Source organism: Caproiciproducens sp., assembly GCF_053840905.1.
This window is the reverse complement of sequence record NZ_JBNLXQ010000008.1, coordinates 108,249-132,031: the sequence shown is the minus strand read 5'-3', so window position 1 is coordinate 132,031 and position 23,783 is coordinate 108,249. Positions and strand designations below refer to the sequence as shown.

General features: G+C 52.1%; 20 protein-coding genes. 11 read left to right on the top strand and 9 right to left on the bottom strand.

The window, feature by feature from the left end; genetic code table 11:
- Positions 1–35: 35 nt before the first annotated feature.
- Positions 36–590 carry a hypothetical protein gene (locus ACQGQ5_RS10190; protein ID WP_455736395.1) on the top strand — a complete coding sequence of 185 codons (555 nt, stop codon included), beginning with the start codon at positions 36–38 and terminating at the stop codon, positions 588–590.
- A 274-nt stretch (positions 591–864) separates the two neighbouring features.
- Positions 865–4,242 (top strand): collagen binding domain-containing protein, encoded by a 3,378-nt coding sequence (locus ACQGQ5_RS10185; protein WP_455736394.1) that lies wholly within the window; start codon positions 865–867, stop codon positions 4,240–4,242.
- Positions 4,243–4,394: 152 nt separating this feature from the next.
- On the opposite strand, the gene ACQGQ5_RS10180 is transcribed toward ACQGQ5_RS10185, so the two are convergent.
- Positions 4,395–5,516: a GerAB/ArcD/ProY family transporter gene (locus ACQGQ5_RS10180; protein WP_455736393.1), complete on the bottom strand. Its 1,122-nt coding sequence runs from the start codon at positions 5,514–5,516 to the stop codon at positions 4,395–4,397.
- A gap of 326 nt (positions 5,517–5,842) precedes the next feature.
- Here ACQGQ5_RS10180 and ACQGQ5_RS10175 point away from each other — a divergent pair, with 326 nt between their 5' ends.
- On the top strand, positions 5,843–7,456 hold the full coding sequence (locus ACQGQ5_RS10175; protein ID WP_455736392.1) for a DUF6056 family protein: 1,614 nt from the start codon (positions 5,843–5,845) through the stop codon (positions 7,454–7,456).
- 66 nt (positions 7,457–7,522) lie between these two features.
- Positions 7,523–8,479: a beta-1,6-N-acetylglucosaminyltransferase gene (locus ACQGQ5_RS10170; RefSeq protein ID WP_455736391.1), complete on the top strand. Its 957-nt coding sequence runs from the start codon at positions 7,523–7,525 to the stop codon at positions 8,477–8,479.
- A gap of 127 nt (positions 8,480–8,606) precedes the next feature.
- On the opposite strand, the gene ACQGQ5_RS10165 is transcribed toward ACQGQ5_RS10170, so the two are convergent.
- Positions 8,607–10,028, bottom strand: coding sequence for a LysM peptidoglycan-binding domain-containing protein (locus ACQGQ5_RS10165; RefSeq protein ID WP_455736390.1), 1,422 nt, complete (start codon positions 10,026–10,028; stop codon positions 8,607–8,609).
- Between the two features lie 276 nt (positions 10,029–10,304).
- Positions 10,305–10,562 (bottom strand): HPr family phosphocarrier protein, encoded by a 258-nt coding sequence (locus ACQGQ5_RS10160; protein WP_455736389.1) that lies wholly within the window; start codon positions 10,560–10,562, stop codon positions 10,305–10,307.
- A gap of 247 nt (positions 10,563–10,809) precedes the next feature.
- On the opposite strand from ACQGQ5_RS10160, the gene ACQGQ5_RS10155 reads away from it, so the two are divergent.
- The 7 genes from ACQGQ5_RS10155 (at position 10,810) to ACQGQ5_RS10125 (ending at position 17,178) form a co-directional block, all read left to right on the top strand.
- Complete coding sequence (locus tag ACQGQ5_RS10155) at positions 10,810–12,717, top strand: BglG family transcription antiterminator (protein WP_455736388.1); 1,908 nt, start codon at positions 10,810–10,812, stop codon at positions 12,715–12,717.
- Between the two features lie 14 nt (positions 12,718–12,731).
- Complete coding sequence (locus ACQGQ5_RS10150; RefSeq protein WP_455736387.1) at positions 12,732–13,181, top strand: PTS sugar transporter subunit IIA; 450 nt, start codon at positions 12,732–12,734, stop codon at positions 13,179–13,181.
- Between the two features lie 45 nt (positions 13,182–13,226).
- Positions 13,227–13,505 carry a PTS sugar transporter subunit IIB gene (locus ACQGQ5_RS10145; protein ID WP_455736386.1) on the top strand — a complete coding sequence of 93 codons (279 nt, stop codon included), beginning with the start codon at positions 13,227–13,229 and terminating at the stop codon, positions 13,503–13,505.
- Between the two features lie 22 nt (positions 13,506–13,527).
- Positions 13,528–14,811, top strand: coding sequence for a PTS ascorbate transporter subunit IIC (locus ACQGQ5_RS10140; RefSeq protein ID WP_455736385.1), 1,284 nt, complete (start codon positions 13,528–13,530; stop codon positions 14,809–14,811).
- Positions 14,812–14,900: 89 nt separating this feature from the next.
- Positions 14,901–15,830 (top strand): phosphotriesterase family protein, encoded by a 930-nt coding sequence (locus ACQGQ5_RS10135; protein ID WP_455736384.1) that lies wholly within the window; start codon positions 14,901–14,903, stop codon positions 15,828–15,830.
- Positions 15,824–16,450: a bifunctional 4-hydroxy-2-oxoglutarate aldolase/2-dehydro-3-deoxy-phosphogluconate aldolase gene (locus ACQGQ5_RS10130; protein ID WP_455736383.1), complete on the top strand. Its 627-nt coding sequence runs from the start codon at positions 15,824–15,826 to the stop codon at positions 16,448–16,450. The genes ACQGQ5_RS10135 and ACQGQ5_RS10130 overlap by 7 nt, the downstream gene beginning before the upstream one ends.
- Complete coding sequence (locus ACQGQ5_RS10125; RefSeq protein ID WP_455736382.1) at positions 16,447–17,178, top strand: creatininase family protein; 732 nt, start codon at positions 16,447–16,449, stop codon at positions 17,176–17,178. Before ACQGQ5_RS10130 ends, ACQGQ5_RS10125 begins: the two co-directional genes overlap by 4 nt.
- A gap of 166 nt (positions 17,179–17,344) precedes the next feature.
- Here ACQGQ5_RS10125 and ACQGQ5_RS10120 read toward each other — a convergent pair whose 3' ends face one another.
- The 6 genes from ACQGQ5_RS10120 to ACQGQ5_RS10095 form a co-directional block, all read right to left on the bottom strand.
- Positions 17,345–17,740: a PTS sugar transporter subunit IIA gene (locus tag ACQGQ5_RS10120; RefSeq protein ID WP_455736381.1), complete on the bottom strand. Its 396-nt coding sequence runs from the start codon at positions 17,738–17,740 to the stop codon at positions 17,345–17,347.
- A 204-nt stretch (positions 17,741–17,944) separates the two neighbouring features.
- Positions 17,945–18,799 (bottom strand): PTS system mannose/fructose/sorbose family transporter subunit IID, encoded by an 855-nt coding sequence (locus ACQGQ5_RS10115; protein WP_455736380.1) that lies wholly within the window; start codon positions 18,797–18,799, stop codon positions 17,945–17,947.
- Entirely contained in the window at positions 18,792–19,538 is a 747-nt protein-coding gene (locus tag ACQGQ5_RS10110; protein WP_455736379.1) for a PTS mannose/fructose/sorbose/N-acetylgalactosamine transporter subunit IIC, read from the bottom strand. Before ACQGQ5_RS10110 ends, ACQGQ5_RS10115 begins: the two co-directional genes overlap by 8 nt.
- A gap of 14 nt (positions 19,539–19,552) precedes the next feature.
- Entirely contained in the window at positions 19,553–20,029 is a 477-nt protein-coding gene (locus ACQGQ5_RS10105) for a PTS system mannose/fructose/N-acetylgalactosamine-transporter subunit IIB (protein WP_455736378.1), read from the bottom strand.
- Between the two features lie 16 nt (positions 20,030–20,045).
- Positions 20,046–22,772, bottom strand: a complete 2,727-nt coding sequence (locus ACQGQ5_RS10100; RefSeq protein ID WP_455736377.1) for a sigma 54-interacting transcriptional regulator — start codon at positions 22,770–22,772, stop codon at positions 20,046–20,048.
- A gap of 92 nt (positions 22,773–22,864) precedes the next feature.
- Positions 22,865–23,677, bottom strand: a complete 813-nt coding sequence (locus ACQGQ5_RS10095) for a 6-phosphogluconolactonase (RefSeq protein WP_455736376.1) — start codon at positions 23,675–23,677, stop codon at positions 22,865–22,867.
- Between the last annotated feature and the right edge of the window lie 106 nt (positions 23,678–23,783).

Below are 23,783 nucleotides of genomic sequence, written 5' to 3'. Positions count from 1 at the left end.
CGCGTATTTCCTTGTGATACATGAAAGAGGGTATTGTGGTGAAATTGATCCTGAAAAACCGCCTGTTTCAGACGGTGGCCCGTGACCCTTCCGGCCAACCGCTCTATCAGATAAAGGGCCGCCCTTTCAGCCCTCAAAAAGTAATCGCGGCCGGTCATCATGAAATTTTGTACTGTACCGACATTATCGTCCCGGAAGCTTCTTTTGCGTCCGCCGGCGGGCCCGATTCCCGCCGGTATATCGTCTGCCGCGGCTCCGGAGAAACGGAACCGGTGCTGACAGCCTCCATAGGCTATGAAGCCTCCGGCGGGAAAGACGCGCGGCGTCTTCCCTATAAGCTGCCGCGGGCGGAGCGCCTGAATATACAGGCAAAAGAGCCCGGGCAGTCCGGCATGACCATCCGTATGGAACGGGACGGCTCCTGCCGGATTTACGATCAGCAGAACCGGACGCTGGGGACTCTGTCGGGGTACCGTCCCTTTCGGGGATATGAGTTGGAGAGCAGCTTTATAACGGACGGCGGCCTGTTGTGCGCGCTGTTTGTCCTGACCCGCTATATGGCTGAGGAAAATGAGCTGATCGTGGTCTGACGCTTATTTTCAATAAAATTCTGATTGCGAAAAACGGCTTGTTTTTTGACAGAATTTCCATTTATTTCGGATAATCCGGTCACAAAAATAGCGCCCCCGAATCACTTTGCACTTTCGGCGTTCAGCGCCACCGCAGAATGTTGAGATATTCCGCATGGGATCGGGGAATTATTTGCTAAATCGCGAATATCTTTTTCCTCCTTTGACGAGTATAATTTGAATAAAATAATAGAAATCGTTATTGATTTTTGGGAATCGTATAGGAGGAGAGAAAATGATTAAAGTTAAAAATTCGGCAACCGCTTTACTGCTTGCTTTTTCAATGCTGTGCTCCATCATCATCATGACTCCGGTTGCAAACGCGGAAGCCAGGGATTCCAATCTCATGGATCCTTACATTACCGGCGTGGAGATTGTTTATACCAATGATTCCGGCCAGCACACGGTAAACATCACGGAGCCCGAACCGGGTCCCGTCGAAATACAGGCGGGCACCACTGTGCGCCTGACCTATGACTTTACCCTTCCGGATAAACTGGAGATCCAGAATGGCGCCCAATATACGCTCTTCCTCCCCGCAAATTTACCCGTTGCCGACAACTTTAAGGGTAAAACGGGGGATATTGGAAAGCTGGGTACTTATAAAATAAACGACGATCAGACGGTAACCCTTACGTTTAATCAGTATGCGGCGGAGCACAAGTCCCGCGGCGGCAATTTTTACGTGGAGACTTCGTTCAGCGGCACGTCGGAAGACGGCTCTTCCGACCAGGAACTTGAATTCAATATCAATGGGGAAACTGTTACGGTTCCCGTGACCACCGTTTATGCCGTAGAGGACCCGTCCATCGAAAAGGACGGCAGTTATGACAAGGACTCCGGCGTAACCTGGACGGTGACGATCCATTCCGGCAGCGACCGCGATCACGCGGGCCTGACAAATGCGGTCGTTACCGATACGCTCGGGGAACATCAGACTTTCGAGGGGGCTTCCCTGAAGATCGGAGACGATTCCCAGCCGATCGCTGAAGGCGACGACGGTACAGAAACGCCTTATTATAAGAAGCTGGAAAACGGTAAAATCGAATTCCATCTTGGCGATATCCCCGCGAACACGGACGCGGCAATCATCTATACCCCCACAGTTTCCAACGATATTTATCAGTCGGATCAGGATCAGGTCACGCTTACCAACAAGGCGGAGCTGGGGGCCGACAACATTACGAAAACTCCTTCCGACGACGATACGGTCGATGTGCCGGTGGACTGGATTTATAAAGGCGGCGAATACGACGCTCCCAATCAGCAGATCAAATGGACCATTCAGGTCAATCCCCGGAACCAGCATTTGCCCGCGGGGGCGACCGTGACGGATACGCTGGCCAAGTTCCTCAATCTGGATACGGATACCGTCCAGGTGAACGGGTCGGATATCCCGGACAAAACCGGCGCGACCGGAAAAATCAATGACGCTATCTATTATACGACCTCTTCCTCCGGCGGACAGACGACCGTGATATTCCATTTTGCCGAAGCAACGACCGCCCAGCAGACCATTACTTTTACCACGAAGATCGACGACAAATACTACAACACCAACTCCGGCGGGTTTACCAATAAAGCTACTTTGACAACTCCGGAAAACAATCAGGGCATCGGAGAAGAGCGCTCTTCGACAACCGGAACCATCGTCGGTACGGCTACGCATGTTATCGAAAAAGGGACATCCGGTTCCTACAATCCTTCCACTCACCAATTGAGCTGGAAAATTACGGTAAACAGCAACAAAATAGCTATTCAAAATCCCGTCGTCACGGATACGATCGACCCAAAGTCGAGCGAAACGGAGCGCGACCACCAGAAAATTATCAGCGTCACCGCTGTCAAACATAACGGGGACCCGGATATTCCTGATGTCCCGGTTACGCTCAACGCGGGAACTGACGCCGATACTGGAACGGTTCCTTTCTACTTCATCGATGGAAAGACGCTGACCGTTCATTTAAAGGACTTTGCAGCCGGCGACGATCCCGTCGTTCTTACGGTCGTTTCCGAAGTGACGGACCCGGCCTATTATGCGGTCAACGACACACACACGGTGTACAACACAGCGGTTCTTACCGGGACAAGCGACACGGGTGACGTCAACGAGTCCGCGACGGCCAGCCAGGAGGTCACAAGCAAGGTCATCGAAAAAACCGCTCTCGGCTACGGTTATGATGACAGCCATTTGATAAGCTGGAAGATCGACGTCAACCAAAACGGGATGACCATGACGGACGCCGTGATCACCGACACCATCCCGGCCGGGCTTACCCTGAAAGAGGACTCCGTTACCTTTGGCGATACTGCCGTGAAAAAGCAGACAGCGCCGGGCGGTGCAGCTCCCTATTACACTTTGACAGACTCTTTATTAACCATCCATCTGGGCGACCTGTCTGCGGCCGGCACCATTCAATATCAGACGGCGGTCGATATCGGCCAGTTTCAGGATAACAACCAGGCCCTTTCCTACGAAAATACGGCGAATCTCCGTTTTGGCAATGGAACCGATTCCGGAGAATCCGACACAGACACCAAGATCATAGCCCATTCCGTGATTGAAAAAGGGTTTGAATATACAAGCGGAAATCTCTATATTGACTGGAAGGTGCTGATTAACCGCAATCAGGTGCCGATCGGAAACGGAACAGACAAGGTGATCAAGGTTACCGACACCCTTCAGGAGGGCCTGTCTCTGGACACCGGCTCCGTGGCGTTCTATCCGGTGACTACCGCCGACAACGGAAATACCTTTACCAATGGAGCCCCTGTGTCCCTGCAGAGAGGCAATGTCGGCTATAACGAGGCTACCAGGGAGTTTGTGTTTACGTTCCCGAAAGATACGGATTTGTCCAAGGCATACCGGCTGGAATTCCGGACCTTTGTGACGGATAAGACCAAGAGCCCTTTCCAAAACAAGGTGAACTTTCAGGGCGTCATCAAGGCCCCGGACTCAACCAGCGGTTTGGTCGCGGTTGTCGACCAGTCGGCGGGCGGCGACGGGTGGGGTTCCCTCCCGCTGGGCAGTATTACGGTGTTAAAGCAGGACAGAAAAGACAAAACCCCGCTTTCCGGCGCCGAATTCACCCTTTACGATGTATACGGAAATCCGGTGCAGATCCTTACGACGGATGGGGATGGTAAGGCCGTTTTCAGCAGACTGAGCTACGGCACCTATTCTTTGCGTGAGACAAAAACGCCGGACGGGTACAAAAAGAGTACTTATTATAAAAGCGGTATTGTGGTGAAAGCCGATTCCAGAAATATCACCCTGACGGTGGACAACACGAAGATCGGCAACCCGGGCCATTCCGGCGGCGGTGGCGGCGGCGGATCCAGTTCGGATACGACGTCCAGCGGCACGTCTTCGGTCAATCCCTCCTCCGTCAACCCCACGGAATCGATTGGAGAAGATCCCACGGGTCAGGCCGGACCCGGCAGCTCTTCCTCCGCGAACCCGAATGAAACCGTTGGAGACGACGACGTCGGCAAGTTCGGGCCTTCTCCCAAAACGGGAGAAACCCCGATTTCCCTGCCCGCTTTGGGGACCGCCATGGGAGCGGCGATCTTAGCCGTGGTGGTGCTGCGGAAAAAGATTACCAGAGAATAAAATCATAATGACGAAAAACCAGCCAATGAAAATTGGCTGGTTTTTCAGTCTTGGGACAGAGCGCCGTTTTCCCGACGCTCTGTCTTCAGCCATACAGCCGGTGCGGGTGTTAAAAACATCTGCACCGGCTGTACTGCTGTCCGGCCGCGGCATTACGGGACGGCGCCGGGAAGATCGCCGGGAAGATCGGCGGCCGGATCCGTTTTTTTTCGGTTTCGGATTTCAGCGGTAATCCATATGATTACGGGAAAAATCACTTCAAAAGGAGTCATAAAAAGCATCAGAGAAGGAATCGGTACGAATATATCGTCCAATTTCTGAAGGGAAAACAGGCTGACGGTCAGGATAATGAGGGTGCAGGGAACAACCAGAAGCTTCCTGTCCGTATTGCGCAGGACGCAGGAAAGCCCTAAAGAGGCGGAGTAAATACAGACGCAAAGCTTTATGAACCCGGCAAGGATCATATTTACGCCTACCAATATTTCAAATCTCTCGAAAAAATCGCCCAGCGAAGCCGTACTGATCGCCGCATCGGACGAAAAATAATAAAGGGATGCCGACGGGCCTAAAACCAGCACGTTCCGCAGTCCTATCACCAAATGCGTCAGGGTGATAAACAGAAGGGCGTTGGTAAAGATTTTCCCGATGTTTTCTTTTCGATCTATTTTAGAAAAGAAAGACAGGCAAATAAAGGATTCCGACAAGGGAATGATGAATATTTTATAGGATAAATTCAAAATTATTTTCAAATCGGCATTCATCACCGGCTTTAAATTGTCCAACTCCATATTACCAAGGCAGATAAGGGTTGTAATGCATACGAAGGCGACCACTGCTTTTGTCACAAAATTTGAAGTGCGGGCAATCGTTTCGGCTCCGCACATAACGGCCGATATGGTCACCATAATGAAAAATATGGCGGTAACGTTTCTGGGGGTACTGTCCAGAGCGGTCGCTTTCATGTAAAGAGTGAACGAGCCCAGCACCCTGTACCCGATAAAGAGGGAGAAAAACACGCCGACAAGCGACATGACGGTTCCGAAGAAACGCCCGAAGACGGCGAACAGTATTTCGTACAGATTTTTTTCCGGGTAAAGCTTTACTAACCGGATATACAGCGCGGCCATCGGGATCATAAAAACAGCCGCGAGTAAAATCGATACCCAAAAATCCTGCTTTACATCCTTATCGGCGCCGAAAAGGACAAGAGTCCCAAACCAGTACAGATAAAAAAGGCTTGTCATCTGTTTCCCCGTTATTTTGTAATTCGTCATTCTGTCTGCTTCCTCATGTGAGCAAAATATTTGGTGAGCGCAAGAATCATCGCTATTATTCTCAAGAGCGGGGTAATTTACTCTAAAATAAATGCAATCGCTCTGGAACGTGTATGCAAACTCCTAAATTCAGTCTGTTTCTGCTGAGAAGGACTCCTTCGTCGTCAAAAATGCTCCGGATACGAAGTCCTTTTCAGCGAAATAGCCGTCGTTTTTCCGATTTGCATACTCGCTCTGGTAATTTCAAAAAAGATGGGAAGCTTAATATTTGGGCAGTATCGGGAAAAACAAAATTGCGGCTGCCAAAACTGCCGGGGAGTGAAAAAATGCGCGAAAAAACAATCCATTGGAAACGCGGCGTCCTGTATATTCCTTTCTTGGCGGCGCTTGTTTTTTGGCTGATCATTTATTCTCACACTTTTTTGCAGGGGGACGACTACCGGTTCGCCAACAACGGCGGCAGCCTTCCGAAGATATGGCGGCACTATTTGGAATATTACACATACGGCGGCGCCAGAATGGGCAATCTGCTGGCCGGCGTATTCCTTATGATGGATCTGCGCGTTTGGAAAGTGACGACCGCGTTTGCGGCCGCTGCACTCTCTTTGATTTTCTTCTATTATATCGTGGGTTCGCTGCGTCCGGAGAAAATCCACGACCGGCGTATAATGCTTTCGGCGTGCGTGTGCGCGGTGTTCCCGGGACTGCTGCCCATGTCCTCGCAGCTCTTTTCCGATTCCTTCCTTTGGCTGGACGGCTCCACAAATTATCTCTATCCGTTCCTGCTGATGATGGTGGGCTTCCTGCCGTTTTACAACAGGCTCCGCGGACGAGCTCTGCCCAAAATTTTTTTATGGCTTTCCCCGGTTTGCTTTGTTGCCGCGGCACTGCTGCATGAGCAGGTGACGATGATGCTGCTGTGCATGTGCGTTTCGGCGCTCTTTTATCTGGGAAAAAATAAAAAGGAAAAAATTCCGCTTTGTCTGAAAGTACTGACCGCGATCAACGCCGCCGCGCTGATCCTTATGCTGACGGCGCCGGGGGCTTATTCCCGCGTACAGCAGGAAAACGGAGCGGAACAAGGCGCAATAACGAATTTTGCGCGGAACTTTAAGTACTATCTGGTCCCTTTGGTAAATGATTATTGGCCGTGGCTGGTTGCGATGGGGCTTGCGGCGGTTTTCCTCCTGAGCCGGTTAAACAGGGGGAAATCGGGAAAGCTTATTCAGCTTTATTTGTGTTTCGGCGCATTGCTGATCCCTCTGAGCTGGAGCCTGCGCTTTCCTATGCTGCAGTTACCGGAAATGCCGGTACCCCTTAAAGTGCATTCGCAGAGCCGCTTCCAACTGCTGGCGGAGGGCTTGCTCACTCTTTATTGGCTGCTGTATATCCTGTTGATTTTTGTGGCTCTCCTTGTTTTCGCGCGGGAGAAAGAACCCGACGAAGGGAGAAGCCGCTGCTACTTGCCGGTGCTGTATGTCGGCATGTGGGCATCCCAGGCGATTCCGGCCGTCGCGGCGCCCAGCAGCGGCCGCGCGAGAATGCCTTTGTATGCTTTCGTATTGCTGACGATTTTCTGCATTCTTTATGATTACGGCGTTTCGATTCGCTGGGCGGGCCTTTTGCGGGGTTCTTTGGCACTGATAGGAATCGTTTCCTTTGCCTGCATTGCGCGCGGCACCGCCATTAACGGGATTGCCTTCGGGAAAATAGAGCAGCAGCTCCTGAAGGCGCAGAACGGCCGGCTGAGCACCGTCCTGATCGACTACAATCAATTCGACTGGACGTTCTGCAACGCGACTTTTAGTTTTAAACCGGACAAAAGTGCCGACGGTTATGAAACCGCCATCCGCAAATATTATCGTCTGCCGGACTCCGTGACAGTTGAATACACCAAGGCAAAAACCGGGCACGGCGTAAAAAGTTATCCCCTCGGATGAACAGACCGTTGCCGGAAGCCGGTCATCCCGGATATTTTGCTTTTCGAGACATGGGGAGGTGTTTCCATGAAAAAGCACGCATTTCTGATTATGGCGCACGGTCAGCCGGAGTTGCTGAAACAGCTGATCGCTTATTTGGATGATGAACGAAACGACATCTATCTCCACATCGACCGGAAATCGGCCGAACTTCGTCCGGAGGATTTCCGGTCGCTTACCCGTAACGCCGGGCTTTTTCTGACTGAGCGCATCCCTGTCGTCTGGGGCGGATACAGTCAGATTCGCTGCGAGCTCCTTTTGCTGAAAAATGCCGTCAAAAAAGGATATTCCTATTACCACCTGATTTCCGGAGCGGATGTTCCGCTGGTTTCCCAAAATGAATTCCACACTTTTTTCGAGCGGATTGACGGAAAGGAAATCGTCGGATTTTCCCGCCCTGAAATCAGTGCCGACGAATTCGACAGGTTCAACGTATACCACTTTTTCCAGGATAAGATCGGCCGGGACAGTTCGGTGCTTTCCCGGATTGAGCATGCCTCCATCCGCCTGCAGCATCTGCTGCGGATCGGCCGGGCAAAGCGTTACTGTAAAAAATACGGCGTTTCCGTGTTCCAGAAAGGGACCAACTGGTTCGATATCACGGATGATCTTGCAGAATATGTCCTCGCAAAGGAAGAGGAAATCCGGAAAATGTACCGCTGGACGCTCTGCTGCGATGAGGTTTTCCTGCAATTGCTGGTTGCGAACTCGCCGTTTCGGGACCGGCTGTTTTACAAGGGGTTCGGAAGTTATCTGTCCAGCCTGAGGTACGTTGACTGGAAAAGGGGAAGCCCCTATGTGTTTCGGGAACAGGATTATGAGGAACTGGTGACTTCAGGATGCTTTTTTGCGCGGAAATTCGATTTGTCGGTTGACGCCGGAATCGTGGAAAAGCTTTACCGCCGCCTGTCGGACAGCCAAAGTGATATCGCCGTTATTCGGTGGAACGAGATGAAAAAAAGTATCATTTTGAGGACCTCTTAAAAAAAGCCCGAAAACGCTTTTCAGCGTTTCTTCGGGCTTTGCATCTGAGGGGGCTGTGGAATTCCGCGGAAGTGCGGCCGATGCTTCGGAACGGAATCCGCTTTTGTGGAAAGCGTTGCGGGAGGGATCATGAGGAGAAATTCCATTTTCTGACCGTAAAATTATCCTCAAGCAGGGTCCAGTTCTGCGGGAACGGATAGCCCAGGGCCCAGTAGCTGATCCCCGGCAGGTTATAGCTTTTCACCATATCGAATTTTGCCTGAGCGCTGCGCGCGTCCTCAAACCACACTTCGTGCTCCCTTCCCTGTTCGTCCCAATACCGGAAGAAAGGAGCCTGGGCGACCGAATCGTACTGAATCTCCGCGCCGTACCTGACGGCCCTCGCAATGGCCTCCTGGGAGCTGAACGTTTCCGCTTCCCGCCCCTCGGTATGGGGCAGTAACCAGTCTCTGGCGTAAATCTGGAAACCGAAGTAGATTTTCTCCCTCGGAATGACTGTGACGGCATAGTCAAGGACCCGCTCGATCTGATTCAGTGGGGAAATCGGCTGAGGCGGCCCTTTCCGATAGCCCCATTCGTAAGTCATCAGGATCACGAAATCGACGATCCTGCCGTGCGCCGCGTAATCGTGCGCTTCATAGAGCAGACCGGCCTGCCCCTCGGAAGTTTTCGGCGCGAGGGCCGTGGATACAAAGAAGCCCTGCGCATGCAGGCGGTCCACCGCGCGCTGGAGAAAGCGATTGTAAGCTTCGCGGTCGGCCGGAAGTACGTTCTCCAGATCGATGTTTAATCCCCGGTATCCTTTTTCTTTCATCAGGGTAATGATTTCAGTCAGCAGACGTTCCACGAGCTGCGGGCTGTTCAGCACGACGGACGCAAGATTCGCTCCCTGGGACGTCGAAGTAAAATTGGTGATGGACATCATGGGGACCACTCTTTCCGACAGAGCGGCCTGTACGGCGGGTTCGTCGTCGATCGGCTGCAGCGTCCCGTCCTCCCTGATCAGATAAGCAAACGGACTCAGATAGGTCAGAAATCCGCCGTCCTCCCTGACGATCGGAACGGCGTCCTCCCCCAGCATGTAAAGATACCCGTTTACATTGAGAGGGAGCCTTGCCCTGCGCGGAATGACCAGTACGGTCCCGGGAAGGATCACGTCCGGATCGGTAATCCGGTTGACTGTAATGAGGGACTGCAGCGATACGCCGTACCTCTGCGCGATCCCCTCCAGGGTTTCCCCGGGCTGTACCCGGTGCCGGGGGGCGGGGACATACAGGAGCATCCCCGGGCGGATACTGTCCGGGTCCGTGATCTGGTTTGCCTGTACGATCTCCCGTACGGTGGTCCCGTATGTCTGAGCGATCCTCCACAGGGTGTCTCCGGGCTGTACGGTATAAAAATCCTCACCGGGAATCACCAGGGCTTGACCGATAACAAGCCGATTGGGATTTTGAAGCCCGTTCACCGCCGCTGTTTCCGCCGCGGAAACACCGTATCGGTTTGCAATCTGCCAAAGCGTTTCGCCCGGCACGACCACATGAATAAACATAAAACGTCACCTTCTTTTTCACAATATATGTGAAAATTCCAGGGTGTGTGAAAGCTTTCCTTTACCGGGAACCATCCGTAAAATACGGGGTCCGGACAGACTTTTAAGCCCTCTCTGCGTTTTCAGCCGAGAGGGCTATTCCTTTCCGTTTAGGGGAATATAAAGCTGGGCGTGTATGCAAATCATCTGAGGAAATACCAATACCCGTGCCTGCTGTAAAATAGAAATATCCGATTTTTTGCCGGATTCCGCGGTTTGCCCATCGGATGCTGCCGGTTACAGGTTCCCTTCACAGAAGGCTTTGATTTCCTGACAGGCTTGTTCCTCGTTTTCCCCGTCGAAAGAGAATTCGATGGTCTGTCCCTTTGTGACGGCCAGGCCCATTACGGCGAACAGCTTCTTTCCGTCCGCGCTTTTTCCGTCTTTTGCGATGGTGATTTTACAGGGGAATTTGCCCGCGATTTTCACCAGAAGGCCGACCGGCCTTGCGTGCAGCCCGTATTCGTCCCGTACCGTCCATTTTAATTTCTTCATGTTTCTTCCTCATTTCCAGAATAACAGTGTTTATAAAGTACGCCTGATGATCGATAAAAAAATTATAGCCCCATTCCGAAAAGACTGTCAACACAATCATTCTTCGGCTGCCAGACGCCATTTCCCCATCTTAAAACAGATGGAAAATGTCACTTACAAGCCGTCATTTGTTGATGTCGACTTTCCGGATCAAAAAAAATATAATGATTACAAAGGAGTAAGCAAAATGAGAAGCGGGGGCAGCCAAATGTGTGCAAAAGTGATGTCGGTTGTCAAATGTTTGGCCAATGCGAAAACAGAATATACAACGTCCGTGCAGCTGAGCGACCTTCTGAACGTAAGCAGCCGTTCGGCGCTCCGGTACGTTCAGGAAGCGCAGCGGGTCAGTGCCGAAAACGGCTTTGAGATCCGTGCGCACAAAGGGCGCGGATATACGCTTGCGGTTACGGACCGGGAAAAGTTCGGGCGGTTTCTCGGCGGGGGCGGCGACAGTCTCCCTCTGCCGCCCTCGGAGAAGATTCTGATGAAGGTTGCCGCACTCATCCTTACTTATGACAATATCAGACTGGATGATCTGGCGGAAGAGTTCCATTACAGCCGCTCGAGCATGTCCCGCATGACCGCTTCCGTCGCAAAGCTGTTCAAAAGCTACGGCGTCCGGCTGGGAAGCAGGGCCCACGCGGGCCTGACCGTGCAGGGAAAGGAAACAGCCGTGCGCAACTGCATGTGCCGTGTGTTCTTTTCCGGCGCCGGGCTTGAGGAAACGGCGTTGAATATGCAGCTTTCCGAAGAGCAGATTTCCGGTGCCAGACAGAGCGTTGACGGCTTTGTGGAACAAAACAGCCTTCGCTGTACCGCACAGAGCTACGAACAGTTTCTGAAATATCTGTTTGTGACGGTTTACCGGGTCAGAGGCGGCCATGGGATCCGCTTTGACAGACAGGCGGCTCCTCTGGTAAAGGCCGCCCTGTCTTCGCAGTTTTCTGAGAACCGCGGGTTTCTTTCCAGCTTATTGTCCCTTTTTATCCCCAATTTTGAATCGGCCCATCCGGCAAAAGAGGAAATCACCTATCTTACTCTGATCTGGGAGCAGTCCTTTTTTACCCGCAGCCCCGGAAAGGAAAACAATCCGTCCTCCGCGCCGTTTTTCCGTATGCTCGTGCAAAATTCTCTGAAGAACATTGAGGAAAAGTACGGGGTTGATCTTACGAGGGACGCGAACCTTTTCAGCGGGCTTGTGGATCATATCTCGTCCTGCTTCGGCAAATATCTGCTCGATCTGGAAACGGACAATTCGTTTCTTGCGGAAGCGAGAAAGAACTATCCCAGCGCGTATTACTATTCCATCGAGCTGTCCGAGTGTATCTGGAAACAGACGGGAATACGGATTTCCAACAACGAGCTGGGCTATATTTCGCTGTACTTCGCGTCGTCCATCGAGCGGAATGAAAAGCGCGACAAGTACCGTGTGATCATCCTCTGTAACACGGCGTTTGGTACGGCCGCGCTTCTGAACAGCCGGATTTCCACCCAGTACGAGGAAATCAAGGTCGTCGATGTGTGCGCGATCAACGACGCGAAGCGAACCCGCTCCGACGTCGATCTTTATATCACCACGGTCCCCATGAAGCAAACGTCCCTGAACGGCAAGCCCGTCCTGCTGCTGTCCCCGTTTTTGAAGGAGGATGACAAAAAGGCGCTGGCCGATATGCTTGCAAAGCTTTCCCAGACGGAAACCATTCAGGACATCTGTTCCCCCGAACGGTTTTCCATTATTGAAAAACCCTGTAAAAAGATGGAGCTGCTCGAAATGCTGACCGACGATTTTGTGCGGCGAGGGCTGCTCACCGCCGAAGAAAAGCAGGCGGTTTTTGACCGCGAAGCGCTGGTGTCAACGGAGATCGCGGAAAATATCGCCATGCCGCACTGCATCATTCAGGGGCCGAGCTTTATCTCCTTTTATATCCTTCGCACGCCGGTCATGTGGGGCAAAGCAAAAATCAGCCTTTTGATTTTCGGCTGTTTCCATGAGGGGGACGCGCAGATCAAAAAGCTGCTGTCCCAGCTGTTTGCCATTGTTTCTGACCCGCGCAGGGCCGCAAATCTAATATCAAGTACCAATTACAATGAATTCCTGGAGAATTTAAAAATTTAACGGAGGCTAATGGAATGTTGTCGGAAATTCTTACGAAAGAACTGGTCGCGCTGGATGTGGACGGCCTGCATTCACCGCAGGAAGTGATTCGTTATAGCGGATCCCTTTTGGTGAAGGCGGGAAAAGTGAAAGAGGAATACGTTGCGAAAATGGTGGAGGCGTATGAAACGATCGGGCCGTACATGGTTATGACGCCCGGGATCGCCCTTCCGCACGCCAGACCCTCGGGGGATGTTCTGGAACCCTGCATCTCTTTCGTCAGGCTGAAAAATCCGGTTGCATTCCATCATCCGGGAAACGACCCCGTAAAACTGGTGTTTGCGCTGGGCGGGGTCCAACATAATGGACATCTTGAAGTCCTGGAGGCCCTGAGCGGGCTGTTGGGCGACGAGAAGAACATAGAACAGCTGCTTTCCTTAAAGAATTACGAAGAACTGGAAAAGCTCATTCAGAGCGTCCGGTAAAAGGGGACGGCGGATGATCAGAAGAGGGAAAACCCCTCAAAGGAGGTGAGCACGATACACGTTGTTACAGTATGCGGTATGGGTTTCGGAACCAGCCTGATGCTGCTGATGTCGATCAAGGAAATTGGAAAAAAGCACGGCATGGAAATCAGCGGCGAAGCAGTTGACCTGGGCTCATACAAAGGAAAAAGATGCGATTTCATTGCGGCATCCTCGGAAATCGCAAAGCAGATTCAAGGGGAGAATGTCCCGGTTGTTTCCATTGACAATCTTTTGAGCAAAAGTGAAATTGAGGAAAAAATCATGCCGTTATTAACGAAATAACGAGCGAAAGGGAGGGACCACCATGGTATCTTTTTTAGTCAAACTTCTTAGCGAACCGGCTATCGTACTGGGCCTTGTGGCATGCGTCGGCCTGATTGCGATGAAAAACAAGACCGCGACCGTCGTTACCGGAACCGTGAAAACCATCCTGGGCTTTATGGTTCTGAGCGCCGGCTCCACCATCATCTGCGGGGCTCTGGCTCCGTTCAGCACGATGTTCACCCAGGCGTTCGGCCTTGCCGGAATCGTCCCGGAGGATAATTCCCTCGTGGCGGCGGTGCAGACGGTTCTCGGCTTTGAAACGCCGCTGATTATGCTGTTCTCCTTTGTCATTAACCTGATTCTCGCGAGAATCACACCATTCAAATACATCTTCCTGACAGGGCATATGATGTTTTCCTTTGCGGGAACCATGGCTATTGTGCTCGACCAGCTCGGCGTACGCGGCTGGGCCGCCGTCGCGATAGGCTCCGTGGTGGAGGGCGTTTCCATGGTGCTGTTCCCGGCCATTGCCCAGCCTTTTGTCCGTAAGATCCTGAAAACGGACGACGTGGCCTTCGGCTTCTGGGGCAGTTCCCTTGTCTGCCTGAGCGGCTGGGTCGGCGGGCTGACGGCGAAGAAGGACAGGGATCCTGAAAAGGACACCTGGGAATCGGTCAATGTTCCGGAGAAGCTCAGCTTTTTGAAGGATATGTCCGTCCTGATGGCGATCGTCATGGCCGTCGTCTATGTTGTCACGGCGATTGTTGCCGGACCCGCGGTGGTCAATGAGCTGAGCGGAGGGTCAAACTACATTCTCTACGCGCTCCTGCAGGGTCTGACCTTCGTTGCCGGCGTCCTCGTCCTTTTACAGGGCGTGCGCATGTTCCTCGGCGAAATCATCCCCGCGTTCAAGGGCATCAGTGAGAAGCTGGTTCCCGGCGCGCGGCCCGCGCTGGATATCCCGATTTTCTATGCCAGCGGCCCGGTTGCCACGACTGTCGGATTTATCGCCGCCATGGTGGGCGGACTGCTCGCAACGACCATTACCTCGCAGATGTCCGTCGTGGTTTTACCCGGTGTCATCGGGCTGTACTTTATGGGCGCGGCGGCCGGTGTGTTCGGCGACAAGCTGGGCGGCAAACGCGGCGCCGTCGTGTCGGGCCTGTTCCTCGGCTTTGTGTTCACCATGCTGGTCGCGGTGGCTTACCCGCTGATCGATGTGGCGCGCTATGGCGTAAAGGGACTGTGGTTCGCATCCTCCGACGCGATCATTGTTTCCGTAGTCATGAAGCTGCTGGGCATGCTGTTCGGCATCGCGCATTGATTTCTCATTCCGTTTTATGTACATCTTAACCGGGCTCACGTTAAGCTGTGCATTCCTATGTCTGTGAGCCGGAAAGGTCGGTATTCAAAATGAAATATGCAAGAACGGTTCTTGGCGATATCAAAGCGGAGGAGATGGGCTTTACATATACGCATGAGCATCTTCACGCGGTTCCGCCTCCGTGCCAGAAGGACAGGGATCTGGAACTCAGCAGCTATGAAAAGAGTACTGCCGAACTGCTGAATTTTAAGGAAGTGGGCGGCTGTACGCTGGTGGAAGCCTCCACTCTGGATTACGGCAGGGATCTCAACGTGCTTCGGAAAATGTCCGAAGAGACCGGGGTAAACGTGATTGCCACCTCGGGCTTCAATAAGCACATCTATTATCCGGACTGGGTTGCGGAAAAATCCGTGGAAGAAATCGCGGACCTCCTCAGCAACGACGTTCTGGTCGGCGGGGACGGGGGCAGCTCAAGGGCCGGTTTTATGAAAATCGGAACCTACTACAACCTGATCCATCCGCTGGAGAAGAAGACCATCACCGCCACGGCGATCGCCCAGCAGAAATGCGGAGCGCCGATCTGGGGGCACACCGAGGCCGGAACGATGGGCATGGAAGTGCTCGATCTTCTGGAAAGCAACGGGGTCGATCTGACCACCACGGCGCTGGGGCACCTTGACAGAAATCCGGACGAGTATTATCTTTTGAAACTTGCCGACCGCGGCATCTATATCCAGTTCGACGGCCCCGGAAAAGTAAAATATTATCCGGACAGCGTCCGCGTCGCCCTGATCAAATCCCTGATCGCCCACGGTCATATCGACCAGCTTCTGATTTCCGGCGACATGGGAAGGGCCTCCTATCTGGAAGCCTACGGCGGCGGACCCGGCTTCCGCTATATCAAGACGAAGTTTGTTCCGCGCCTTCTGGACGAAGGGGTAACGCAGGACGAGATCGAGAAAATCTTTATTAAAAATCCGCAGCGCTGGCTCGCGGTGTTCGAGGGCCCGGAATGCTGACGGAGAGTAAAATCGTCGCGATTATCCGGGATGTGGACGCGCGGTACGTGACCGGCATTGCGCAGGTACTGCTCAGGGAAGGCATCGATACGGTGGAGGTCTCCCTCAGCAACCCCGAAAGGGGATATGCCTGCATTGAGGCTTTGCAGCGGGCCTTTTCAAAGGACCGGCTCCGTCTGGGGGTCGGGACCGTTGTCCGCAGGAGCGAGGTGGACCGGGTGTCTGAGTTGGGCGCCGATTTTATCCTGACCCCCGGCTATGACGACGAGCTGGTCGGATACGCTCAGGAAAAGGGAATGGAGATTCTGCCCGGCGTGTTTACGCCGGGGGAAGTCCAGAAGGCGCTGAACAGGGGCATCACTCTCCTGAAGCTGTTTCCCGCGGATTCCCTTCCGATGAATTATGTTTCCAACCTGAAAGGTCCGTTTCCGCAGGCTGAGTTTGTCGCGGTCGGCGGGGTTACCAGGGACAATTTCACCGACTTTCTGAAGCACGGCTTCCACGGAGCCGCCATTGGCGGCGGGCTGGTGCCGCGCAGGGCCACCGACGCGGATCTGCCCGCTATCGCGGAGAATGCCAGAGCGTTTGTCGGGGCGTTGGGAAAGCAGGCGAAGGAATGATGTATCGCGTACAGGACATGACACGGCTGCAGGTTGCGGAGCGTATCCGGCAGTATCCGGTTGCCATCGTGCCGATCGGTTCCACCGAGCAGCACGGACCGCACCTTCCTTTGGGCACCGACGTTTTTTTGGCGGAGAAGCTGGCCGGCCTTGTTTCGGAGGAAACCGGCGCGCTGGTATTCCCTTCGCTGAATTTCGGATATTCCTGGGGCTGGCGCGATATTCCCGGCACGGTATCTCTGCAGCGGGAGCATTTTCAGATCGTTCTGACCGATATCGTAAAAAGCATGGAACGCTATGGGATTCAGCTCCTGATCTTTCTGAATGGCCACGAGGCAAACGGTTCCTCGATGAAATACGCAATCCGGGAGGTATCCGACGATACCTCCGTGAAAGTCCTTGGAATGTTCTATCCCGGGCTGAGCGAGGTCTATGAAAAGTATATGGAATCCCCCACATGGGGGGGAATGTTCCACGCCTGCGAATTTGAAACCTCTCTGATGCTTTCCGCGGATGAATCGAAGGTCGACATGCAGCTGGCCTGCAGGGAATATCCCCCGCGCCCGGATTTCTACGGCATGGACGACTCGTCGATCGGGGAAATCAGCAAAAGCGGCGTGTACGGCGATCCGACGCTGGCCACAAAGGAAAAAGGCGACCGCATGTTCGCCGAATTTACCCGCAGGATCGTTGAGATCATCCATAAGGCTTATCCGTGCGGGAAATAGGCGGCGCCTTTCCCGCGCCGCGGTTCGGGCGGGAAAAGTGACTGAAAGCACCCATAAAATCTTAATCCCCGAACAGCCTCTAAGCAGACAGTAAAACACTGTTTTCTTAGAGGCTGTTTTTTGATTCGGGAAAATGATTTATGCGCGCAAGTATGGTGCGGCCTGCCTATTCTTCCTTCAATATTTTGTTAACAAATATCATTTGTTCTTTTGAAAAATTCAGGATGTTTTCGATCGACTCTTCATTGATCATGGATTCATCAAGCATAAGCAATTCTAAAATCATAGGTAGATTGAAGCCTGTGATTACAAATACGTTTTTCTGAGAAATATATTTACTCAATTCCTGATTCACGCTGCCTGAAAATAAGTCTGTAGCCACAATGACCTTATCCTCATCCGATATTTTCTGGAAAAACTGTTTGCTTTCTGAAAGAAGGTCGGTGTTGTTCACATAGCAGCTGATGGCCTCCAAACAGGGTTGAGGCCCAAAGATCATCTCAGCCGTATGCTTAATGCCTTCCGCTAATTTTCCGTGTGTGGCTATTAATATTTTCTTCATACCGGGACTCCCTTTGTAATTGATATCGTAAGACGGATGCTTGTTAAAGATTACCCCCTGCAGTTTAGAGTCTACAGCATTCGCAGCAGGGGGATTTTCATCGATGATTTTTTCATGAAAAGCGGCCGATCGATTTCTGCTTCATCGGTAATAACCAACGTTTGGTTTTTTCCATTTGCTTTTGTGTCGGAAGCTTTGTGCGGTTTAGGAAAAAATTCCCACGATGCCGCCCAAAATACCAACCACCATCACAATAATGATCAGAACCTGTGCCTTCACGTTCTTCTTTCGCATCAGCCAGGAGCAAAGAAGAGTTGCGGCCAGCGGAAGCCCTTTCAGTACGATCTGGTCCAGAATGTCCTGAAGAGCGATCGTCGATTGCCCATATGTGAAGCTGATAGGAGTAGAGAGAGACACGTACGAGGAGGTGAGCGCACCAATGACCGTAAGGCCCACCATGAAAGCGACTTCCCTTACTTTTTCCATCCATCCGGACTCCACTATTGTCTCAATGAAATTGCTGCCTAATTTATAACCCTGCGTCACACCCCAATAGCTTGCCAGATAGTGGGGGACATTGAAAATCAAAAAGTACAGCAGAAGACCGAGCGGATTTCCAGCCGCACACATGGCGGCGCCTACGCTCACAGATAAGACGCGGAATCCGCTGGTGAAAAAAAGAGTGTCGCCGATCACCGACATCGGTCCCATCAGGCTGGTTTTTATGGCGGAAACCATATCGCCCATCTGGTTGCCGGACTGGGCGTTCTGCTCCTCCAGCGCGCCGACGATGCCGATGATGGTGGGTTCGATCTGCGGCGTGGCGTTGTAGAACTCCACATGGCGCTGCAGCGCTCCCGCCATCCCCTCGCGGTCGTCTTTGTAGATGCGTTTCAGAATGGGCGTCAGAGAAAATATGTACCCCAGATTATGCATCCTTTCGCTGTTGTAGGAGCACTCAATCAGAAAGCTGCGCCAGAACACACGGATCAAATCTTTATGGGTTACTTTTTTATTAAGATTGTTTTCCTGCAGCTCAGCGGTTTGATTCTCAGGCATTGGTGACTTCCTCCTTTTTAGTAAACATACGGAACAGGGCAATGCACAGGATGAGTATGGTGATCGCCATAATGTTGAGCTTTAAGTACGCGGCCAGCACAAAACCGACAAAGTACAGCGGAATATAGCGTTTATCCCACATGATGTTGATCAGCATGCCGAAGCCTACGGCCGGCAGCATATTGGACGCGATATTCATACCGTTCAGTACGTTTTCGGGTATGGCTTTAATCAAGGCCTGGATCGCGTCGCTGCCGAGCAAAATGGTGAAGAATACCACGAGTCCCATGAAGGTACACTTGAGTATCCCGTAGATGATATGAAACCGGTTGATCCGGTCGATCTCACCGTTGGCCGCCCACTTGTCGCAAACATGCATGACGGAGCTGCCGATCGTATTGAACGCGGTACCCACATAAGCGCCCAGAATGCCCGCCGGCAACGCGATGGTGATCGCCACCTCGAAGCCGGTGCCGGTTGCAAGGGCGAAATAAGTACCCACAATGGACCCGACTGTCACGTCGGCAGGAACCATGCCCGCGTAGTACAAAAGACCCATCCACGCAAGCTCCATGGTGCCGCCGATGATGACGCCCTGGATAAAGTTCCCCATCATCAGGCCGGTCAGCGCCCCCATGACGATGGGGCGATCGAGCATGGATACGCCCAGAAATTTGCCGTCGCAATATCCAAGAAAACAAACCAATCCCAATAATAATGCGATCGTCATATTATTCATCTCTACTCCTCCTCTTATTTTTTCAAATATTTTTCAATCGGGACACGCCGGTCGTCCGGCGTTACAAAAGATTCCACTTTCACCCCCTTTTCCAAAATTTTAGAAAAATTATCGTAATCCTGCGGCGCAAAAGCCAGCGAGGGACTTACCATTTTACGGCCTTCGCCCGTCTTCATCAGTCCGGCGTTCAATTTCTCAACGCCGGGAACTTCTTCCACGATGCGAAGAGCATCAGCCGACGTCTCAACCAGCAGGAAAATGCGGGACTTTTGGCTTTCGGGACTCTTCAGATAGGTGATGGCCTCATCGATGGCGATAATTTTTAATTTACATCCGTAAGGCGCCGACATTTTCATGAGGCTGATACGCATTGCATCTCTTGTTACTTCGTCGTTGGCCACCACGATTTCGTTTACATTTAACTTCAGCGGCCACATAGATGCCGTCTGATAATGAAGCAGACGGTAGTCGATACGGAACATGATAATCATTTCAATTTCCTCCTCGTCAGGTAATATAGCTTTTAATGTAGCAAATCTCATTCAGCGGGATACGAACGTCGTAATGCTTATACAGGTCCGCAAAGCATTCGTTGAAAAGTTTTACAAACGCTTTCATCTCTCTGTCCTGGGGCTGCTGCTCGGCAGTGTTCTCCGTTTGTGATTTGGTTACGATACTTTCCACGAGGCAGCTGATATGAATGTACAAAACCACCTTGGAAGGGTTGGGAAATTGCCGGCCCAGAAGATTCTCCATTTGTTTCAGCGCCGCTTCGATATAGCTTAACAGCTTGTCTGCGTTTAAGATGGTCAAATGGTTCATCACATTTTCCAATGTAAAATTCTTCAGAAGACTTTCATTAAATAGGGTCAGCTCCTCAGCTGAGAAATAGGGGGACAGGATCCTGTTGATGCGCTCAATATCGCTGAAAGCAATGATGTTTTCCAGTGCTACAAAGGGTGCTTTGGAGAGGTGCAGCGTCCGCGTCCCCGTCACGAACAGCACGTTGTACTGCCGGAATACTTCGTCGTCATCCAGATTTTTGGACAGTCTGCCGTAGTCATAGGTGACAAAACCGATGTTGATGTTCTTCGGCAGGGAATTGCGGAACAGCTGTACGACTCTGGCGGTAGCGGAATCCCCCGTTTCGTTGGTGAACAGAATGACGTCCTTGTTGGCGCTGCTTGGGAGAAAGCGGTACCGGCATACGTTCCTTTCGCAGGCCGTCTGCAAAATGGTCTCGTTGGACAGTCCCTGACGGATCATCGTCCCAACGTGAAGCGCAAGGCCGGTGGACACGTTATTGATAATACCGATGTTGATATTGGAAATCTCACGCAGCTTGTCGCCGATATATTCCAAAGAACCCATGTCTACCAGGAGGATAATGTCCCGGTTCAGGGAATTCTTGCAAATATACTGACGCAAAGTTTTCGTAACCTGCTGCGGAAGGATGTCAAGCGGCATATCGATCGCGTCGAATACGCAGCTGCCGATCAGGCGGTTCGCGGTGTCGGCAATCGCCGTAGCCGTAGAAAAGCCGTGTGCCAAAATCAGCCCGACGCTCCTGTTGCTCATCACGTCGCTGTTATAGAGCACAATGTTTAACGTAAGAAATACCAGGTTCATCCCGCCGATCGCCATGTCCAGCAGTGCCCGCACCCTTTTGGCAATCCTGTCAGCCAAAAGGGACTCCGTTTCGTAATTTTGCCGCAAAAATTCCTGAAGCTCCTGTACCTGCTTCTGGTGATTTGTTTCCCAACCGATCAGCGGCGATTTGGCCTGTGTCTGTTTGTGCGCAACGCGGGCCAGCACAAAACTGCAATTCGCCGGGATCAGCACCTCGTATTTATCTCCCACATCCTCCAGTATTCCGGTAATCTTTTCTTCAATGACGCGCACTCTGCTGGCGGCATATTTTTTTTCGAACAGAATGTAGTCGTAGTAGAGGTTGATGCTCTCCCGGCACTCATGCAAAAAATCTTTTGGGGAGCGGTCGTGCCTCATGTATTGTTCAAACAGCTGCAAAACGTTGTTGTAATAGCCTAAAATCCGGTCGGTGTTCTGAACTCTCTGAAAGGATGCAATATCAACCAATGCCTCGCCTTCAGCATCCGCGTCCGGCGGCTCCACCTCCGCCATCACATATTCCGGCAGATGATAGCAGAGCAGGCGCAGAACATCGGGCTTCGGGTCCGCCTGTAAAAAAGCGTTGGCGCACCCGTTTTTAATACAGCGGATCATCTCGGCCACATTGCTCTCGTATCGGCAATGGATTACGGCGTTGAGCGCCTGAATGGAGATCAGGATATTTCGTCCCACCCGGTCGGCTTCCCTGCGCAGATAATAAATTGCCAGGTCCTCCTTTTCCTCCGCGGGACGCTCTTCCAGGGAAGGCAGGCGGCACAGGATGGGAATTTGCTGGAGCAGAGTGGAATCCATGACTTTGGCCGGATCCTCGCAGGTGAGAAATACCAGTTTGGTGTAGCCGCCTGCTTCCTTTTTGATGACGGGGTCATTTTTGATGTATTTCACCAATTTCACGCAGCACTCGACCGAAAGGTCTTCGGCGTCGTGAATCACCAATACGCCGCCGGCCGCTGTATCCAAAAGGCCGGCATGACGTTTATCGCCGTCCATACCCTGGGTTGTGTAGCCGAAAATCTTCTTGACGTCTTCCTTTGTGTTTTCCTGATTCTTGTCGGTATAATAGTGGATCAGCTGCGCTTTTGCGGGAATACATTTTTCTTCTCTTGCGTACCCGTACAGCAGGCTGGCAAACAGGCTTTTGCCCACCCCGTGCTCCCCCCAGATCACAATGGGGAGGCCGCATGGCGGATACTGAACGGCGGAGCGGCATTGAGCCACGCAATAGCTGAGCGAGGCTTCGTGACCGATGGCGGCCGCAAAGCTTTTATGCTCCAACAGGTCTTTCTCCGCCCGCTGCGTCAGTTCCTTCACGTCGTCAAAGGAATCCTCCTGCAGTTTGATCTGAAAGGCGTTTTCCAGCGTATTGCGGTGCAAAAAGTAGACGGGGCGGGTGTTGATTTTAATACAGTCGCCCGATTTCACCAATTCGTTCAGATACTGCGAGGCTAAGGACCGGGAGATATTCAGAGTGCCGCTGACAAAACTGGAATCACATAAAAGCTTCTGCGTCTGGCAGAAAGCGGTGGTTTCACGCTTCAGCAAGTCAGCTACGATCGTTTTGGTGGGCAGAACCGATTGTTTCATGATCTTTCTCCTTTGCTATATGGCCTTTTTGGCAACAATATTATAGCATTAAAGAAGCCTTTGAGTCACTTCGGCGCCGACGGCCTCGGCTGTTAACGGAGGGAGGCGGGCAGTTTCGCCGCCGCGTCTTCATCCAACAGCACTGTCAAATGCTGGTGCAGTTGCAGTACGGACGCCGGGACTTCGCGGGTTACAGGCCCGCACAGCACCTTCTCCACAATATCGGCCTTTTCCGGTCCGGTCGCGATCAGAATGGCATTGCGCGCATTCAGGACCGTCTTTGGGCCGAAGGATACGTAAAATTCCGGCATCAGGCTTTCATCGGTCAGATTGTATTCGGTCAGACAGCTTTTTACCATTTTAAAGGTACCGGTCGTCGTGTGAATGGGTACTTTGCGTGCTGTCTGGCTCCAGTCCGGTACGGTACCGGGCAGGTTTCCGCAAATGTGGCCGTCCCCGCCGAGCCCCATGATGATCATATCCAAACCGCCTGCCCGTTCGATTTCCTGATCGATGGTTTCATAGTTTTCTTCGGTAATGTCGTGTATGTGGTCCGCTTTCACCCCCGCGGGGTCGAAAAATTTCCAATCCAGATTTTCCCGTACGATGCCGGCGTCAGGGTTTTTCACCGGATAGAGCTCCGGCTTTTCTCCGCGCGCGACCTCGTGGAAACTTTTTGTCTTTTTCCCGCGTATGTAGATGTCGTCGAATAGGTAATAGTGTACGTTGTCGAACCATGCCTTGTCCTTTATCTGAGCCGCAAGAATTTTGTACCCCTCGATCGGCGTAATGCCGGCGGTGATGGACAGGTTCACCCGCGGTGCGTCCGAGATCATATGTTTTAAAATCATCTGCGCCATCATGTCGTCAAATTCTCTTCTGGTTTTTGTAACACACACTTTCATTTCAACAATCCTCTTTCTTTCATTCGGTAATGGTTTTTACCTCGTCAGATTTATTTTTGCTTTCCTGTAACGAAATATTTTTCGCGGTCTCCTATGTGCCCATTAT

Coding starts and splice junctions, on each gene's coding strand:
- ACQGQ5_RS10185 (WP_455736394.1), top strand. CDS start 865: ATGATTAAAGTTAAAAATTCGGCAACCGCTTTACTGCTTGCTTTTTCA.
- ACQGQ5_RS10170 (WP_455736391.1), top strand. CDS start 7,523: ATGAAAAAGCACGCATTTCTGATTATGGCGCACGGTCAGCCGGAGTTG.
- ACQGQ5_RS10155 (WP_455736388.1), top strand. CDS start 10,810: ATGTGTGCAAAAGTGATGTCGGTTGTCAAATGTTTGGCCAATGCGAAA.
- ACQGQ5_RS10175 (WP_455736392.1), top strand. CDS start 5,843: ATGCGCGAAAAAACAATCCATTGGAAACGCGGCGTCCTGTATATTCCT.
- ACQGQ5_RS10110 (WP_455736379.1), bottom strand. CDS start 19,538: ATGAATAATATGACGATCGCATTATTATTGGGATTGGTTTGTTTTCTT.
- ACQGQ5_RS10160 (WP_455736389.1), bottom strand. CDS start 10,562: ATGAAGAAATTAAAATGGACGGTACGGGACGAATACGGGCTGCACGCA.
- ACQGQ5_RS10150 (WP_455736387.1), top strand. CDS start 12,732: ATGTTGTCGGAAATTCTTACGAAAGAACTGGTCGCGCTGGATGTGGAC.
- ACQGQ5_RS10165 (WP_455736390.1), bottom strand. CDS start 10,028: ATGTTTATTCATGTGGTCGTGCCGGGCGAAACGCTTTGGCAGATTGCA.
- ACQGQ5_RS10180 (WP_455736393.1), bottom strand. CDS start 5,516: ATGACGAATTACAAAATAACGGGGAAACAGATGACAAGCCTTTTTTAT.
- ACQGQ5_RS10100 (WP_455736377.1), bottom strand. CDS start 22,772: ATGAAACAATCGGTTCTGCCCACCAAAACGATCGTAGCTGACTTGCTG.
- ACQGQ5_RS10105 (WP_455736378.1), bottom strand. CDS start 20,029: ATGATTATCATGTTCCGTATCGACTACCGTCTGCTTCATTATCAGACG.
- ACQGQ5_RS10115 (WP_455736380.1), bottom strand. CDS start 18,799: ATGCCTGAGAATCAAACCGCTGAGCTGCAGGAAAACAATCTTAATAAA.
- ACQGQ5_RS10135 (WP_455736384.1), top strand. CDS start 14,901: ATGAAATATGCAAGAACGGTTCTTGGCGATATCAAAGCGGAGGAGATG.
- ACQGQ5_RS10125 (WP_455736382.1), top strand. CDS start 16,447: ATGATGTATCGCGTACAGGACATGACACGGCTGCAGGTTGCGGAGCGT.
- ACQGQ5_RS10120 (WP_455736381.1), bottom strand. CDS start 17,740: ATGAAGAAAATATTAATAGCCACACACGGAAAATTAGCGGAAGGCATT.
- ACQGQ5_RS10130 (WP_455736383.1), top strand. CDS start 15,824: ATGCTGACGGAGAGTAAAATCGTCGCGATTATCCGGGATGTGGACGCG.
- ACQGQ5_RS10140 (WP_455736385.1), top strand. CDS start 13,528: ATGGTATCTTTTTTAGTCAAACTTCTTAGCGAACCGGCTATCGTACTG.
- ACQGQ5_RS10095 (WP_455736376.1), bottom strand. CDS start 23,677: ATGAAAGTGTGTGTTACAAAAACCAGAAGAGAATTTGACGACATGATG.